Origin of the sequence: Rhodococcus sp. NPDC060090 (assembly GCF_042729855.1) — a bacterium.
GTDB lineage: Bacteria > Actinomycetota > Actinomycetes > Mycobacteriales > Mycobacteriaceae > Rhodococcus.
In genome coordinates, this window is the sequence record NZ_JBHWXB010000010.1 from 207,270 (window position 1) to 222,715 (window position 15,446).

Annotated in this window: 13 protein-coding genes; 7 read left to right on the forward strand and 6 right to left on the reverse strand. The window is 66.9% G+C overall.

The window, feature by feature from the left end:
* Positions 1 to 16: 16 nt before the first annotated feature.
* The 3 genes from ACFWCF_RS15900 to ACFWCF_RS15910 all read right to left on the reverse strand — a co-directional run bounded on the left by ACFWCF_RS15900 (position 17) and on the right by ACFWCF_RS15910 (position 3,292).
* Positions 17 to 571, reverse strand: a complete 555-nt coding sequence (locus tag ACFWCF_RS15900) for a YceI family protein (protein ID WP_378492421.1) — start codon at positions 569 to 571, stop codon at positions 17 to 19.
* A gap of 106 nt (positions 572 to 677) precedes the next feature.
* On the reverse strand, positions 678 to 1,757 hold the full coding sequence (locus tag ACFWCF_RS15905) for a YbhN family protein (RefSeq protein WP_378563034.1): 1,080 nt from the start codon (positions 1,755 to 1,757) through the stop codon (positions 678 to 680).
* Between the two features lie 59 nt (positions 1,758 to 1,816).
* A complete protein-coding gene (locus ACFWCF_RS15910; RefSeq protein ID WP_378563090.1) occupies positions 1,817 to 3,292 on the reverse strand; it encodes an adenylate/guanylate cyclase domain-containing protein in 1,476 nt (491 codons plus the stop codon).
* Between the two features lie 172 nt (positions 3,293 to 3,464).
* On the opposite strand from ACFWCF_RS15910, the gene macS reads away from it, so the two are divergent.
* From macS to ACFWCF_RS15925, 3 genes are all read left to right on the forward strand, one after another.
* Complete coding sequence (macS, locus tag ACFWCF_RS15915; RefSeq protein ID WP_378563037.1) at positions 3,465 to 4,631, forward strand: MacS family sensor histidine kinase; 1,167 nt, start codon at positions 3,465 to 3,467, stop codon at positions 4,629 to 4,631.
* Positions 4,624 to 5,265 (forward strand): LuxR C-terminal-related transcriptional regulator, encoded by a 642-nt coding sequence (locus tag ACFWCF_RS15920; protein WP_378492424.1) that lies wholly within the window; start codon positions 4,624 to 4,626, stop codon positions 5,263 to 5,265. The genes macS and ACFWCF_RS15920 overlap by 8 nt, the downstream gene beginning before the upstream one ends.
* 67 nt (positions 5,266 to 5,332) lie before the next feature.
* The gene (locus ACFWCF_RS15925; protein WP_378492425.1) at positions 5,333 to 5,986 is read left to right on the forward strand and encodes a DUF1707 domain-containing protein; all 654 of its coding nucleotides are present in this window, start codon (positions 5,333 to 5,335) and stop codon (positions 5,984 to 5,986) included.
* A 33-nt stretch (positions 5,987 to 6,019) separates the two neighbouring features.
* Here ACFWCF_RS15925 and ACFWCF_RS15930 read toward each other — a convergent pair whose 3' ends face one another.
* Genes ACFWCF_RS15930 through trmB form a run of 3 tightly spaced genes read right to left on the reverse strand, consistent with a single transcriptional unit; the run spans position 6,020 to position 10,749 of the window.
* Positions 6,020 to 9,268, reverse strand: a complete 3,249-nt coding sequence (locus ACFWCF_RS15930; RefSeq protein ID WP_378563040.1) for an MMPL family transporter — start codon at positions 9,266 to 9,268, stop codon at positions 6,020 to 6,022.
* A 9-nt stretch (positions 9,269 to 9,277) separates the two neighbouring features.
* Entirely contained in the window at positions 9,278 to 9,970 is a 693-nt protein-coding gene (locus tag ACFWCF_RS15935; RefSeq protein WP_378492427.1) for an NYN domain-containing protein, read from the reverse strand.
* Positions 9,967 to 10,749, reverse strand: coding sequence for a tRNA (guanosine(46)-N7)-methyltransferase TrmB (trmB, locus tag ACFWCF_RS15940; protein WP_378492434.1), 783 nt, complete (start codon positions 10,747 to 10,749; stop codon positions 9,967 to 9,969). Before trmB ends, ACFWCF_RS15935 begins: the two co-directional genes overlap by 4 nt.
* Before the next feature lie 108 nt (positions 10,750 to 10,857).
* Between trmB and ACFWCF_RS15945 the strand changes: the two genes are divergently transcribed.
* The 4 genes from ACFWCF_RS15945 to ACFWCF_RS15960 all read left to right on the forward strand — a co-directional run bounded on the left by ACFWCF_RS15945 (position 10,858) and on the right by ACFWCF_RS15960 (position 15,348).
* The gene (locus ACFWCF_RS15945; RefSeq protein ID WP_378563043.1) at positions 10,858 to 11,466 is read left to right on the forward strand and encodes a hypothetical protein; all 609 of its coding nucleotides are present in this window, start codon (positions 10,858 to 10,860) and stop codon (positions 11,464 to 11,466) included.
* Positions 11,463 to 12,839, forward strand: a complete 1,377-nt coding sequence (locus tag ACFWCF_RS15950; protein ID WP_378563046.1) for a hypothetical protein — start codon at positions 11,463 to 11,465, stop codon at positions 12,837 to 12,839. Before ACFWCF_RS15945 ends, ACFWCF_RS15950 begins: the two co-directional genes overlap by 4 nt.
* A gap of 50 nt (positions 12,840 to 12,889) precedes the next feature.
* Entirely contained in the window at positions 12,890 to 13,237 is a 348-nt protein-coding gene (locus tag ACFWCF_RS15955; protein ID WP_378492430.1) for a DUF6802 family protein, read from the forward strand.
* Positions 13,238 to 13,515: 278 nt separating this feature from the next.
* The gene (locus tag ACFWCF_RS15960) at positions 13,516 to 15,348 is read left to right on the forward strand and encodes a phosphoenolpyruvate carboxykinase (GTP) (RefSeq protein WP_378492431.1); all 1,833 of its coding nucleotides are present in this window, start codon (positions 13,516 to 13,518) and stop codon (positions 15,346 to 15,348) included.
* Positions 15,349 to 15,446: the final 98 nt, after the last annotated feature.

Genomic DNA, 15,446 nt, shown 5'->3' on the forward strand with positions numbered 1-15,446 from the left:
GGCCCGGCTCGAGGTGTCAGGCCTGCGCGACGGCCTCGATCTCGATGTTCAGGGTGATCTTGTCGCCGACGACTGCTCCGCCGCCTTCGAGAGGCATCTCGATGGTGATGCCGAAGTCCTTGCGGTTGATCACGGTGGTGGCCTCGAAGCCGGCGACAGCGCCCTGGCCCATACCCGGGTTGACGCCGTTGAACTCGAGCTTCAGCTCGATCGGGCGGGTGATGCCGTGCAGCGTGAAGTCGCCTGCGAGGACGAAGTCGCCGTTGTCGGCACGCACGCCCGTGGTGGCGAACGTCGCGACGGGGAACTGCTCGGCGTCGAAGAAGTCGGCGGACTTGATGTGTGCGTCTCGGTCGGCGTTCTTGGTGTTGATCGAGTCGACCTGGATCTCGGCGTTGGCGGTGGCGGTGCCGTCCTCGGCAACGACGATGGTGCCGGAGAAGTTCTCGAAGGTGCCGCGGACCTTGCTGACCATGAGGTGGCGGACCGAGAAGCCGACGCTGGAGTGGACGGGGTCGATCGCCCAGGTGCCTGCGGTCAGGCCGGGGAGGATGGTGGTGCTGGCGGTCATGAGGCGCTCCTTGGGTGAGTTCGATGATTTGTTGAATCTTCAACTGCTGACAGATCAAGGATGACACAAGTTAGTTGAGTTCGCAACTACTTTCTTCCGAACGGATTCAATCGGGCTGAAGAACGGTCCGTTCGGCAACGGGGTCGATCTCCGCGCCGGCGCTCGCGCCCCGATACAGCATCGCAACGGTGATCCACCCGATCACCGCCACGAACACGACGCTCACCGACCGGTACACGAACACCGCGGCGAGAGCCTGCGACGCACTCAGGCCTGCTGCGGTCAACGTTGCGATCAGCGTGCCGTCGACGAATCCGAGACCGGCGGGCGCCAGCGGCACACTGCCGACCGCCTTCGCGGCGGCGTAGGCGATGAGTAGGCCGGCCAACGAGGGAGTGCCGCCGACCGCCCAGCACGCGAACCCGAGGCAGATCATGTCGAACACGCGATTCGAGCTCGACCATGCGGACGCGGCCAGCATGTCGCGTCGCCGGAGCCGAACAGCCTCGAGCTGTGACAGAGCACGCTCGAACGCGTCGACCCCGGCGTCGGCCGACCTTCTGATCAGCCTGTTGAACCGCTCGAGATTCCACGTGACGAAGGTCTTGACCGACGAAGGGCTCTGCGCGACATACCGCAGGCCGAGGAGCAGTCCGCCGGCCACTGCGATGGACAACAACAAGGTGGCCGGGCTGATCGATGAACCGACGGCGAATGCGCCGACGACCCCCAGAGCTGCGAGAGTGGCGGTGGAGACGACCCCCGACACCGCGAGCTGCCAGGACGCGACCGCCGGCGTCGCTCCCCAGCGTCGCGTCTGTCGGTAGGTGAAGGCCGTCGAGAACACGAGACCTGCCGGGAGCGTCACCGCCATCGCGGTACTGCCGTAGACCACCGAGGTGGACCGCGGCAGACTCACCTGAACTCCACCCGCCCGCAGCACTTTGCGGAGCAGACCTGCGAACGCGCTCAGCGACAGGAGTTGCGCGAGCACAGCGGCCGCGGCCCAGCCCCAGCGCATTTCTGTGAGGGCCCGCCAGGATTCGCTCATCGTGGGCCACAGGTAGATCGCCTCGACAACGAGGAGGGCGATCAACGCGACCGCGGACACCCATTTGATCCACCGAAATCGGCCCCGTCGCGGTGTAGCGTCGGGGCCAGATCTGTCCTCATGCGGCTGCGCCACCGGGCCAGCGTATCGAACGCTGTCGGCACACTCGTATGGTTACCCGTCGGTCCGCATGGTTATCCGTCGGTCACTCCCGGCTCGGGAGACCGGGCGGGCCACGCGAGATGCGTCATGCGCCCCCGTCCACGCAGCTGGACCTCGTCACCCAGCTCCCAGTGACTACGTTCTTCGTCGTCCGCGAAGTACAGGGCGCTCGACGACGCGAGCACCCGGCTGGGACGCAGTTTCGCGAGTTCGGTCAGCCGCGATGCCTCGTTGACCGGGTCGCCGATCACGGTGTATTCGAAGCGCTCCGCTGCGCCGATGTTGCCGGCCACCGCGAGGCCGGCAGAGACACCGATGCCGATGTCGAGACCGGTGATCTCGTTGAGCGCGAACCGCAGCTCGCGCGCCGCGGCCAACGCGGCAGTGGGGGCATCGGGACGGTCCAGCGGTGCACCGAAGATCACCAGGGCGGCATCGCCCATGAACTTGTTCACGAAACCGTGGTGCCTGTCCACGACGTCGACGACCACCCGGAAGAACTCGTTGAGCAACTCCACGACCTCGCTCGGGGGGCGCTCGGCGGCCGTGGCCGTCGAGCCCACCATGTCGACGAACAACACGGCCACGTAGCGCGTCTCGCCGCCGAGATCGGTCCCGTACTGCAGGGCCCGGCGCGCGACGTCCTCGCCGACGTGCTGACCGAACAGCTCACGCAACCGTCGACGCTCGTCGGACTCGGACATCATCCGGTTGAAGCCCACCTGCAGCCTGCCGACCTCACTGCCGTCGAACACCTCGACCTGAACCCCTGACGCACCGCGTTGAACCCTTTCGATGGCCCAGCGCAGCTGTTTGATGGGGTCGGAGATCTGCGACGAGGTCAGCAGCGACAGGACGAGTGCGAGCCCGATCGACATCACGGCCAACGCCAGCACCGACCACGCGAGCGCATCGGGACCGAACTCGTTGTCCGTGGACAGCTGGGTGACGCACAGCAGCACGATCCCGGCGACCGGCATCAGGGTGCCCAAACCCCAGGTCATCGCCAGGCGGGTGCCGACGCCGGGCGCCATTGTCCGATCGAATCGTCCCTCGCTCAGCGCGCGTGCGGCCACCGGCCGGAGGATGCGTTCGCCGAGCATGTAGGTGAAACCGAACGTGCTCGTCGCGGCCATCGCGACGGTGATCGCCACCGTCACCGCGAGCGACGGCATCTCCTCCGCGGTGAGGAACACGAACAGCACGCCACCGAGTAGCCACAGAACCAGGTGCACGATCGCCTGACGCAGCGGGGCGTGCAGCGCGGCCATCTGCTCGGACCGCGTCGGCGGGCCGCCCCGCAATTGCCACCGCACCACCGACCGCAACATCAACGCCGCCGCGCTCAGGCTCACCACACCCGCGAACGCGAGGTAGACGGCGAAAATACTGAAGTTTCGGACCCTGTCCGCGATGATGTGCTCGTTCTCGTCGACGGGCAACCCGTACCGCACGAAGGCGAACACCAGCATGGCGCCGAACAGGTTCGAGGCGCCCATCGAAGCCATATAGAGCGGCCAGCGACTACGCAACGTCGACGCGACTGCACGATATGACCTCAGCACGACTTCAAATCAAACCACTGTGCGCACGGTCACATCACCTTGTGGTCGCACTCGGGGGTCACCGAGTGGTTGGATTCACCGAAAAACGACCACGACGGCGAGGAGGGCGGAGACGGTGAAATCCATACCCGTGCCTTCGGGAACGGCAGATCCGGACGCTCCGCTGTGGCGCGCCGCGCAGGTCTTTCGCCTGGTCACCGTCGTTTACGCGGTCAGTTCGCACTTCTCGACCGTCCAGAACTACACCGATGAAGCATTGAGCTGGTTCCTCATCGGTGTGCTCGTGGTGTGGTCGCTGACCTCGGCGCTGCTCCTCTCACGCGGATCTCGGGAACGTCCGGTGGTCGTTGCCGTCGACCAGATCACTGCGATCGCACTCATGGCATCGACCCGCCTGATCTCCGATCACGACTGGTACAGCCACCACCAGACGATGCCCACCACACTGTGGGTCGCCAACGCGGTCATCTCTGCCGCGCTCTTCGCCGGTCCGCTCGCCGGAATCGCCTCCGCTCTCGTGATGGCCGCGGTCAGCGCGGTGGTGCGCGACCAGGTCAACCTCGACCTCTGGTCCGACGCGACCGCGCCCGTTCTCGTCGCATGCGGCGTCGCGATGGGATTCGCGATGAGGACGGCCCGGACGGCGCACCGTCAGCTCGAGGACGCAGTGCGGATCGCTGCGGCCACGGAGGAACGTGACCGGCTCGCCCGGCAGGTCCACGACGGTGTCCTTCAGGTGCTCGCGCTCGTACAGCGCCGCGCAGACGAGGACTCGGGACTCGGTGTCGATCGGGTCGAGCTCGCACGGCTGGCCGGCGAACAGGAAGAGGCGCTGCGTCGCCTGATCTCCGAACAGGACACCGAAGTCGATCGAGGTGGGCAACACGTCGACCTGACCGCCATGCTGCGCATGCGGGTCGACGGTGATGTCACCGTCGCCGCGCCCGCGGATCCCGTCGTGATGGACAGGACGCGCGCGGGAGAGCTGGTCGCGCTCGCGACCACCGCCCTCGATAACGTCGAGCACCATGCCGGACCTGACGCCAGGGCATTCGTGCTGCTCGAGGATCTCGGCGACGAGATCGTGCTCTCCGTCCGTGACGATGGCATCGGGATCGAAGCCGGACGCTTGGCCGCAGCATCTGCGCAGGGACGCCTCGGAGTATCGAAATCGATCGTAGGTCGGGCACGATGGCTCGGCGGCGTCGCGGAACTCGAGACCGCGCCGGGCGAAGGCACCGAGTGGGAGATCCGCGTCCCCAAGGAGGAACCGCATGGCTGAGATCACCGTGATGGTGGTCGACGACCATCCCATCTGGCGCAGCGCTGTGTCCCGCGACCTCGAAGAAGCCGGCTTCCGCGTGGCAGCGGAGGCCGACAGCGTGAGGACGGCCCGTGCGCGAGCCGTCGTCGAACCCACCGTGGTGCTGATGGACATGTCGTTGACGGACGGCAGTGGGACGGATGCGACCCGAGCGGTGCTCGAGGTGTCGCCGCGGTCGCGGGTGCTCGTGCTGTCTGCATCGTCCGAACGCGCCGATGTTCTCGGCGCAGTGAAGGCAGGGGCGTCCGGATATCTCGTCAAGAGCGCGTCGGCCGCTGAACTCGTCGACGCTGTCGTCAAGACCGCAGCGGGGCACGCCGTGTTCACGCCAGGTCTCGCGGGGCTCGTACTCGGGGAGTACCGGAAACTGTCGGTGTCGAATCTGCGCGCCTCGGCGACGCCGACCCTCACCGACCGCGAAACCGAGGTCCTGCGACTCGTCGCGAAAGGAATGTCGGCAAAGCAGATCGCGTCACGCCTGGTGCTGAGTCACCGCACGGTCGAGAACCATGTGCAGGCGACGCTGCGCAAACTTCAGCTCGCCAATCGGGTGGAGTTGACCAGATACGCGATCGAACAGGGCTTGGGCTGACTTTTCGGGGCCGTCCTGAGTGGTTCTGGGCACTGCGCGGTGCGCAGGCGACTCTAAAGTGGACGGCATGGACCCGAAGGATCTGAGAGTGTCGGACGCAGAACGTGAACACGTGGGTGAGCTGCTGCAGCGCGCAGTCGGCCAGGGCATGTTGTCGCTCGGTGAATTCACCGAACGGATGGACACCGTGCTCGCCGCGAAAACCCGCGGAGACCTGAACCAGGTGCTGGTCGATCTACCCGGCATCCAGATGCGCCCGGAGTTCCGACAGCAGTTCCCGCCGCAGCCTGCGCCGGCCTACGAGCCTCAGGTTGCTACCGCTACCACCCCCTCGATCTATCAGTCGGGAGCCGGGTCCGTTCTCAAGGGGCGGATGTCGACGATCGCGCGCAAGGGTCGATGGGAGGTACCGCCGGTGTTGCAGCTCGATACCGTGGCGTCGTCGGTATCGCTCGACTTCACCGAGGCCGTCATGCAGACGCAGGTCGTGCGGATCGAGGTCAGCGACTATCTCAGCTCGATCGGCATCGTGGTTCCGATGGAGGCGACCGCCGACATCAACGGACTGGAGGCCATCGCCTCGTCGGCGGAATCGAAGGTGGGCACGGGCGCCCCGTACGGCCCGCTGCACTTGGTTGTGGTCGGCAAGATTCGCGCGGGAAGCCTGACAGTCGCGCCCCCGATGGGTGCGCGACTGCGCAAGTTCCTGCGGGGAATCTGATTCCCGGGGCGGCACCTTCTCCTGGCGACGCTTCTATGGACGACGCTGCCGGGCGATCAGTTCGCTGACGCTGATGGTTTGATCGTCGTCGTCGTTGAGGCGTCGCCTGCCCTGCGTGTCGGGACCGCGGGAATCCCGGCTCGGAGGGGGCCGACGGCGGTCGTCGGGCCGGGGCGGTTCAGGACGGTTCCCAGGGTCGTTCTGCGCAGGGTTGTTCTGTGGAGGGTTGTTCTGTGCAGGGTTGTTCTGCGCTGCGTTGTTCGCTGCCGGGTCGTTCGGAGTCCTGGCTTCGGGTTGCCGGGGTCCGTCGGGATTCCGGCCGGAGGGCGACGGCGCCCGCCGCATCTGTGAAAGCCAGCTCTCGATGGCCTGCGGATCACGGCCCGGTGTGTGAGGGGCATGCGCCCCGGGTTGAGCGGCCTGCGCCTGCGGCCCAGGCGACTGCCCCTGGGCGGGGGCCGGGGCAGGACGCCCCGTGCCTTCCTGGACGTTCTCTCCGGTGTTGCCGGGTGTCTGAGGTCGCACGTCCGTGCGCGGCAGCGGCGGAGGCACCGATCCACGCTGTCGGCGCGGCAGCGGCGGCATCGCCGCGGTCTGCGGCTGTTCGCGCGGGGGCTGTGCGGGGCCCTGCTGTCGCGGAGAAACCGGCTGCTGAGGGCCTGCCGCCCCGCGGCGGGGGAGGGGACCAGCCGGATTACCGGACGCAGGCATCGCGCGAGTAGGCAGCGGAGGCTGACCCGGACCCTGCTGACCGGCACCCTGCTGACCCGGAGCCTGTTGGGGCGGAACGGGTGGCCGTCCACGACGCATCGGTGCGGAAACCTGGTCACCGCGGCGAGGCGGAAGCGCGTCGCCGCGCGGTGCCTGCGCGACACCCGGCTGACCCGGCTCGCGGGCTGCGGGTGGACGCCCATGCGAGCGACGCTGCGGAGGCGGAAGGTCGCGTGTCCGTCGTTGTTCGGAGGCGGGGCGCGGGGCGGCGATCGTGGGCATCGGCTGCGTCATCATGTCGTTCGCGCCCTCGGCATCGCCGAACATGCCCTTCGGGAACCGGTGCGATCCCGTCGCCGTGATCGTCGAGGGTCCGAACATGCCGACGGTGATGAGCTCGGGCACGTCGTCGGGCATCAGCTCGTCGGGCAGGATGGGCTCGGCGAGACCCACCTTCTCCTGGATCCGTTTCATCCATTCGGGTGCCCACCAGCAGTCGTCGCCGAGCAGTTTCATCACGGCCGGGACGAGGAACATGCGGATCACGGTCGCGTCGATGATCAGCGCGGCGATCATGCCGTACGAGATGTACTTCATCATCACGAGTTCGGAGAATGCGAACGCCCCGGTGACGACGATGAGGATCAGCGCCGCGGCGGTGATGATGCGACCGGTGTGGGAGGTACCGATGCGGATTGATTCGGTGGTGCTCGCTCCTTGCGATCTGGCCTCGACCATGCGTGAGAGGAGGAATACCTCGTAGTCGGTCGACAGGCCGTAGATGATCGCGATGATGAGCACGAGCACCGGCGACATGATGGGGCCGGGGGTGAAGTTCAGCAGGCTCGCACCATGGCCGTCGATGAAGATCCAGGTGAGGATGCCGAGGGTCGAGCCGAGCCCGAGTGCGCTCATCAATGCGGCCTTGATCGGCAGCACCAGCGACCCGAACGCAAGGAACATCAGAATGGTCGTGAGCACCACGACGAACACGATCATCAGGGGCAATGTCTCGAGCAGTGCCGCGATCGAGTCCTGCTCGATCGCGGGAGTGCCGCCCACGTACACCTCGACGCCGTCGGGCCAGGACGCCGAATGCAGGTAGTCGATGGTGTCGGCGGTCGCATTGCGATCGACGAGACCGGCCTTGAGGACGCGGACGCCGTCCTTCGCGGGGCCTTCGATGGTGAATTTCTCGACGAGCCCAGGCGCGGCGCTGCCGGTCTGGATGATCTGGTTGAGGTCGCCGCCCTCGGCGCCTCGGATGACGAGCTTGACCGGTTCGGTGCGTTGCCCGGGGAACAGTTCGTCGAACTGCGCCTGCGCGGCGCGGGTCTCGTGGCCCGGCGGAAGGTACGTCTCGTTGATGCCGCCGAACTTGATACCGGTCAGCGGCATGATGAGCAGGAGCAGGCCGATGACCGTCGGGATGGTCACCTTCATCGGGTTCAGCATCACCCAGCGGGTCAGACGACCGATGAAGCTGTTCTCGACCTGTTCGTTCGACTGGATCTGCCCGAACTTCTTCATGCCGAACTTGTCGATGCGCCGACCGAGGATCGCGAGGATCGCGGGTAGCACCGTCACCGACGTCAGCGCGGCCAGCGACACGGTTGCGATCGCACCGTAGGCCACCGACTTGAGGAAGCCCTGCGGGAACAGCAGCAGACCGCCGAGGCTGGTGATCACCATCGTCGCCGAGAACACGACGGTGCGTCCGGACGTGACGACGGTGCGGCGCACCGCGGCGGCCGTCTCGTAGCCTTCGGCGAGTTCCTCTCGGAACCGCGACACCATGAACAGGCCGTAGTCGATCGCGAGACCGAGCCCGATCAGCGACACGACCGGTGCGACGAACGTGTTGACTTCGGTGAAGTTGGTGATCAGGCGGACGATGCCGTTGGCCGCGACAACTGTCAGGCCACCGGTGATCAGCGGCAGTGCCGCAGCGATGACACCACCGAACACGAAGAACAACAGGATGCCGACCGCGGGGATCGCGAGGATCTCCATGCGCTTGATGTCGTTGGCCATCGTGTCGTTGAGCGAGCCGGTGACCGGCTGCAGCCCGGCGAGCTGGACGTCGACGCCGTCGATCTGCAGCGCATCCTTGACGTCGCGGAAGTTGTTCGCGATCTCGGTGTCGTTGTCGCCGGCGATCGCGAGCGATGCCACACCGTGCTGTTTGGAATCGTCTGCCAGTGCAGGCAGCGCAGGGGCGCTGTCCGTGCGCCAGTACGCACCGTTGAGCTTGAGGACCTGGTCCGGATTGTCGGCGACCCACGAGTTCAGGCCGGCCGTGACGGCCGCTGTGAACTCGGGGTCGTCGACAGTCTTGCCCTCGGGCGCAGTGATGAGTGCCAACACATCGCCGTTGGTGTCTCGACCGAAGGTTCCGTCGGCCAGCTTCGCGGCCGTGACGGATTGTGAGCCGGGGTCGTCCCAGCCGCTCTGGCTGAGATGGTCGTTCAGGCTCAGGCCGTACCCTGCGAGCCCGAGCAACGCCGCGACCATCACCGCAATGACGGTGAAACGCGCACGGACGACGAGCTCTCCCCAACGGTCGAACACGTAAATCTCCTATTCGGCGACGCTCTTGCGCCCCGCAAGAAGGGCTGAAAGCGGTCGGAAAGGCTGCAGCCACGCACCCTCGTCTGGCAGCGATTCCAGGCTGACCCGCGGCAGCGGCTCACGGAACACACCGGGGATGTCCTCGAGATCGACGAAGTCGAGGATGTCCGAGGTCACCGCCCAACTGGCGTGTTCACGGAAACCGAGCACCTGCACTGCGACGCCGGCTGCGGCGAGTTCCTCGAGAGGTTCTCGGAACGCCTGCCCGTCGGCGGATGCCACCATCACACCGGCGAGACCTTCGCTGCGCCGCAGCTCGATGTGCTCGAGCATATCGGAATCGACGTCGCTGTCCTCGTCGATCTTGGGTTTGGCGAAGACCGCGAAGCCCACGTTACGCAGAGCTTCCACCCAGGGGCGCACGACGTCGGCGCTGCCCGGCGCGATGTTCGTGAAGACCGTCGCCTCGGCTTCGAGGGGCGACGTGCGGTGACGCGACAGGTCGGCCGTGCGGCTCAGGAGCCAGCGGCCCAGCGCATCGAACCGCGGCCGGTATGCAGCAGTGGGGCGACCGCCGAGGATCGCGCCGAGGCCCATGTCGAGGTTCGGTGCATCCCAGACGAGCAGCACGCGCCCGGGTCGTTCGGTGCTGTCGATCACGGCGGTGTCGGTCACACCGGGCACTTCTTCATGGACGCTCATGCTCCGATCTTCCCCCAGATCATCTCGGCGATGTCGCTACCCACCTGGTGAGCCTTGTCCTCGAACTTCGTGACCGGACGCTCGTGGCTGATGGGGGACTCCCACGTCACATCTGTGAGCTGGGGCTCGGCGTTACCGGCCTCCAGGATCCACTCCGCGTACTCGGCGTGGTCGGTCGCCACGTGCAACACGCCGCCCGGCTTCAGCCGACTCGCGATGAGGGCGAAGGTCTTGGGCTGCAGCAGCCGGCGCTTGTGGTGCCGCGCCTTCGGCCACGGGTCAGGGAAGAAGACCCGGACACCGGTCAGGGACTCCGGCGCGACCATGTGCTCGAGGACCTCGACGGCATCGCCGCGCAGGATCCGCAGATTGGAGACGGGCGCATCGGTGCCTTCGGTGCGCTCGATCCGCTGCAGGGTCTGCGCGATGCCGGGGCGGTAGACCTCGACGGCGATCAGATCGATGCCGGGCTCGGCCTGCGCCATCGCGACGGCAGCGGTGCCGGTGCCGGAGCCGATCTCCAGGACCAGGGGAGCCGAGCGGCCGAACCACGCGTCGGTATCGAGCAGGTCGTCGCCGACATCGCGACCGAGTTCGGGCCAGCGGCGGTCCCATGTGTCCTGCTGAGGGTCGGTGAGTGCTCCGCGGCGGGAGCGGAAACTCGTCACCCGCGGATACAGGCGGTTCCCCCTGGACTGCTGCTCGTCGAGCATGTCGGTCGTGTCCTGATCGGCGTGGTTCACCCGACCATTGTCACGTATCGGCAGAGTGCGTGGCAGGAGTGACCGGTGTGACCACAGGGTTTTCTCAGGATGACAGCCCGGATAACGCGGCCGGGACGCCTCAGGAGGTGGTCTCTGTCACACTTTGTCGCAACGATCGGGGGCATGGTGGGGGATTCGAGTGCGCCGTATTCGGATACGGGGTTGTGGCGCCGGCTCGCAGACGAGGTGGATCGACTGGACCCGGACGCGGGGCGCATGCTGCACGGCGCACTCGCCGGGTACACCGCGCCCTTGCGGATCCAAGTCGCGGGACGTGCGGGTGTCGGACGCGGAAACGTGCAGCGCGCGCTGTCAGTGCTGCCCGGTGCGTGGGAGTCCGCTGCGTGGGAATCCGGTGCGTGGGAGTCCGCTCTCGTCGATGTTCCGGGTGTGCCCGATCCCGTCCTCGACGCCGACATCGTCGTCTACGTGCTGCCCACCCGGCTCGGTCCGACGTCGATGCATCCCGCCGACCGGCGGACTCTCGACACACTCGATCCCCGTCGCGTCGTCGTGGTGGTCGCGGGGGACACGCCGGTCTCCGGCCTGACGGCGCCCGTGTTCGTGCAGGACGATCCGTACTTGGGTGCGACGATCGCCGGCCGCGTCGACGGTGCGCATCTCCTGCGTCTCGAGGATTTCGTGTGCACGGTCGCGGGGATCGCGGCGTCGCCGCAGGCACGGGACGTGATCGAAGCGGCACTCGAGGATGCTGGAGTTTCGATCGGATGAGCGACGCCGACGATGTTCTACGCCGCTGGAACCCGCGCGGCTGGGCGCGACTGCACCGATCGTCGATCCCGAACTCCGGTGTGGCGGTGGTGCGGGTCGCGGGGGTGGCGGGGTCGGGCCGCACCACACTCGCCGCCGAGCTCTCCGAACTCGGCGGCGTCGAATACGTCCCGGAGGGGGACGCTCCGGTGGTGCTGATGGTGCTCGACGCCTCGTCGGTCCTCGGCCGCACCGAACTGACCGAACTCGACGCGGCCGCGCGTGAGGCAGCCGACGTGGTGTTTGCGATTACCGGCATCGACCGCTACCCGGGATGGCGGTCCATCCGCGACCGTGACATCGAACTGCTCCACCGGCACGCATCGTGGCTCGCACGCGTCGTGGTGATCCCGGTATCGGCGGTCGCTGCGGCTCGGGCGCGGGAGATCGGTGGCGATGCCGGGCCGGTTCTCGCACTCGAGTCGGGAATCGTCGGCGTGCACGAGGCGATTCTCGCCGCGGTGGCCACATCCGCGCAGGGCCGGGCGACGCGCACGGCGGTCGTCGCCCGGACTCGCAGCATGATCGTCGCGCAGATCGCTGAGCTCTCCGCCTCGGACGGCACCGCCGATCTCCGTGCCGAGCGGGCACGCCTCGCGGCGCGACCGGTCGGTTCCGAGCATCGCCGCGACTTTCATCGCGCCCGGGTGGAATCGATGCAGGAGCTCGCTGTGCGTGCGAGAGAGGCATCGGTGGAGTTACGCGGCATGCTCGATGACGGCTCCGCCGATCCGGGTGACGTGGAGATTCTGCTGGCCGCGCACGCGCAGCGCCTGCGCGAGGAGGTGGCTGTCGCCGTCGAGCACAGACTCGGAATTGTGACGCAGGCGCCGATCGTGGAACCGGCACCCGTCCCTCAGATGCCGGGCCGTCGCCTCGATGATCGCCTCGCGCTCGTGTTGGGAGCATCTGTCGGTGCGGGCCTCGGGCGTATGGCGGCCACCATGCTCGGAACGATTCCGGTGGCGGTGTCCGTGCTGGTGACGATCGTGTGCGGGGCGGCGGCCGCATGGTGGCTCCTTCGTCTGCGCAGGCAGTTGGCGCACCGTGAGCTGATGCGGCGGTGGGTCGTCGACGAATTGACCGCGCTGCGCGCGGACCTCGAGGCGTGGATCCGCACGATGGCGTTCGATGCCGAAGCGAATCTCGGCCACGACGCTGCCGTGCGGGAGCGCGCACGCGCCACCGAACTGCGCGAGCGGGTCGCCACGATCGATGATCGGATCCGTCGACGCACCGGGGAGCAGCGTGCGCGCATCGCCGCGTGCGAACGGGACCTTGCGATTTTGAGGCACGTGGAACCGGCCGGGGATCCGGTGCGTCCAATCGGGTGAGGGAACTGCCTCGAAGTAAGAACGACGCACACCGGATCGCAGGAGCAGATATGGCGGACGCATTCCTCGGGGCCGACGGGCCCGGCGACCAGCACCTCGGTGGCTTCGACGTGTTCGACCCAGCAAGCACCGCGGCATGGGCGGACACCGTGGATGCCACCAGTGACCTCGACGGAGACGGGATCAGGGACACCGTCGCATTCGACAACGGGCACGGTGCGCTGGTCGTGGCCACCGACACCGATCTCGACGGTGTCACCGATCGGCTCACCGCCGTCGCCGACGACGGAGAGTTCGGCGTCTGGGAGTTCCATCGCGAGCCCGACGGAACACCGAGGTGGGACCGGATCGACGAAGGTACGATCGGTATAGACGAGAATCACAAATCCGAGAACTAGTGAGGCCTATCGCCTGTACGAGCATGAAAGAGGGATGTATTCTGCACGCCTCTGAATCGTTTCTGTGACATTTCCGACCGGCCCCGAGTGTTCCCGGCCGGACGTCCAGCGTTAACCTCTATGAATAGGACATCCGGCGCCCGCGTCCTCCGTTCGGCCACGGACGAAGCGGGTGGTACCCCTGCCGAGAGGGGAGAGCCCGGGTTCGCCGCTGTCACTGCACTACAGATGCAGGTCGGGGGAGGGATCCGGTTCCGGGCACACCCCAGGAGAGTTTGATGACCTCAGCAACCATTCCCGGTTTGAACGGTACCGACGACAAGCTTCCGACCCAGCATGCCGAGCTGCTTGCGTGGGTCCAGGAGGTTGCCGAGCTCACCCAGCCCGATCGCGTCGTGTGGGCCGACGGATCCGATGAGGAATGGGATCGGCTGACCGCTCAGCTCGTCGACGCCGGCACCTTCACCCGTCTGAACGACGAGAAGAAGCCGAATTCGTTCCTCGCGAACTCCGACCCGTCGGACGTCGCACGTGTCGAGTCCCGCACATACATCTGCAGCGAGAACGAGATCGACGCGGGCCCCACCAACAATTGGATGGCGCCCGACGAGATGCGTGCCACGATGACCGAGTTGTACCGCGGCAGTATGCGCGGCCGCACCCTCTTCGTGGTGCCGTTCTGCATGGGTCCCCTGGGTGCCGACGATCCGAAGCTGGGTGTCGAGCTCACCGACTCGGAGTACGTCGTCGTCTCCATGCGCATCATGACCCGCATGGGTGCCGCTGCGCTCGAGAAGATGGGCACCGACCGCCCGTTCGTCAAGGCGCTGCACTCGGTGGGTGCACCGCTCGATGCCGGCCAGCAGGATGTGGCGTGGCCGTGCAACGACACGAAGTACATCACCCACTTCCCCGAGACCCGCGAGATCTGGAGCTACGGCTCCGGCTACGGCGGCAACGCACTGCTCGGCAAGAAGTGCTACTCGCTGCGTATCGCATCGGCGATGGCCCACGACGAGGGCTGGCTCGCCGAGCACATGCTGATCCTCAAGCTGATCTCGCCCGAGAACAAGCCGTACTACATCGCGGCGGCATTCCCGTCGGCGTGCGGCAAGACCAACCTCGCGATGATCCAGCCGACCATCCCGGGCTGGCGCGCCGAGACCCTCGGCGACGACATCGCCTGGATGCGTTTCGGTGAGGACGGCCGCCTCTACGCCGTCAACCCGGAGTTCGGTTTCTTCGGTGTCGCGCCCGGCACCAGCGCCGATTCCAACCCGAACGCGATGCACACCATCGAGGCCGGAAACACCATCTACACCAACGTCGCGAAGACCGACGACGGCGACGTCTGGTGGGAGGGCATCGGCGGCGACAAGCCTGCTCACCTGACCGACTGGCTCGGCAACGACTGGACCCCCGAGTCCGACACGAAGGCCGCGCACCCGAACTCGCGCTACTGCACGCCGATGTCGCAGTGCCCGATCCTCGCCCCCGAGTGGGACGACCCGCAGGGTGTGCCGATCTCGGCGATCCTGTTCGGTGGCCGCCGCAAGACGACGGTTCCGCTGGTCAGCGAGTCCTTCGACTGGCAGCACGGCACCTTCCTCGGCGCGACCCTGTCGTCCGAGCAGACTGCTGCCGCAGAGGGCAAGGTCGGTAGCGTCCGCCGCGACCCGATGGCGATGCTGCCGTTCCTCGGCTACAACGCCGGCGACTACCTGAACCACTGGATCAACCTCGGCAAGAACGCCGACGAAACCAAGCTCCCGAAGATCTTCTACGTGAACTGGTTCCGTCGCGGCGACGACGGACGCTTCCTGTGGCCCGGTTTCGGCGAGAACTCTCGCGTGCTGAAGTGGATTGTCGACCGCATCGAGCACAAGGCCGACGCGCAGTCCACGGCCATCGGTTACGTGCCGACCGCAGCCGATCTGTCGCTCGAAGGCCTCGATGTCGACGCCGCTGATGTCGACGAGGCTCTGAAGGTCGACGTCGACGAGTGGAAGGCCGAGATCGACGGCATCGCCGAGTGGTTCGAGTTCCTCGGAGAGAAGGTGCCTTCGGGCATCCGCGACGAGTTCGAGGCTCTGAAGCAGCGACTCGGCTGAGTCTGTTTCACCCCTGCACCCCCGCCGGCCGCCTGGGAGCACCACCGCGGCGACCGTGTGCGAGGGCGCGGAGGTGGCGGTGACAGCGTCCACGAGCG

Bases quoted from the DNA above. Each gene is read 5' to 3' on its own strand.
- ACFWCF_RS15920 (WP_378492424.1), top strand. From the start codon at position 4,624: ATGGCTGAGATCACCGTGATGGTGGTCGACGACCATCCCATCTGGCGC.
- ACFWCF_RS15910 (WP_378563090.1), bottom strand. From the start codon at position 3,292: ATGGCTTCGATGGGCGCCTCGAACCTGTTCGGCGCCATGCTGGTGTTC.
- ACFWCF_RS15960 (WP_378492431.1), top strand. From the start codon at position 13,516: ATGACCTCAGCAACCATTCCCGGTTTGAACGGTACCGACGACAAGCTT.
- ACFWCF_RS15935 (WP_378492427.1), bottom strand. From the start codon at position 9,970: ATGAGCGTCCATGAAGAAGTGCCCGGTGTGACCGACACCGCCGTGATC.
- ACFWCF_RS15955 (WP_378492430.1), top strand. From the start codon at position 12,890: ATGGCGGACGCATTCCTCGGGGCCGACGGGCCCGGCGACCAGCACCTC.
- ACFWCF_RS15950 (WP_378563046.1), top strand. From the start codon at position 11,463: ATGAGCGACGCCGACGATGTTCTACGCCGCTGGAACCCGCGCGGCTGG.
- ACFWCF_RS15900 (WP_378492421.1), bottom strand. From the start codon at position 571: ATGACCGCCAGCACCACCATCCTCCCCGGCCTGACCGCAGGCACCTGG.
- ACFWCF_RS15945 (WP_378563043.1), top strand. From the start codon at position 10,858: ATGGTGGGGGATTCGAGTGCGCCGTATTCGGATACGGGGTTGTGGCGC.
- ACFWCF_RS15925 (WP_378492425.1), top strand. From the start codon at position 5,333: ATGGACCCGAAGGATCTGAGAGTGTCGGACGCAGAACGTGAACACGTG.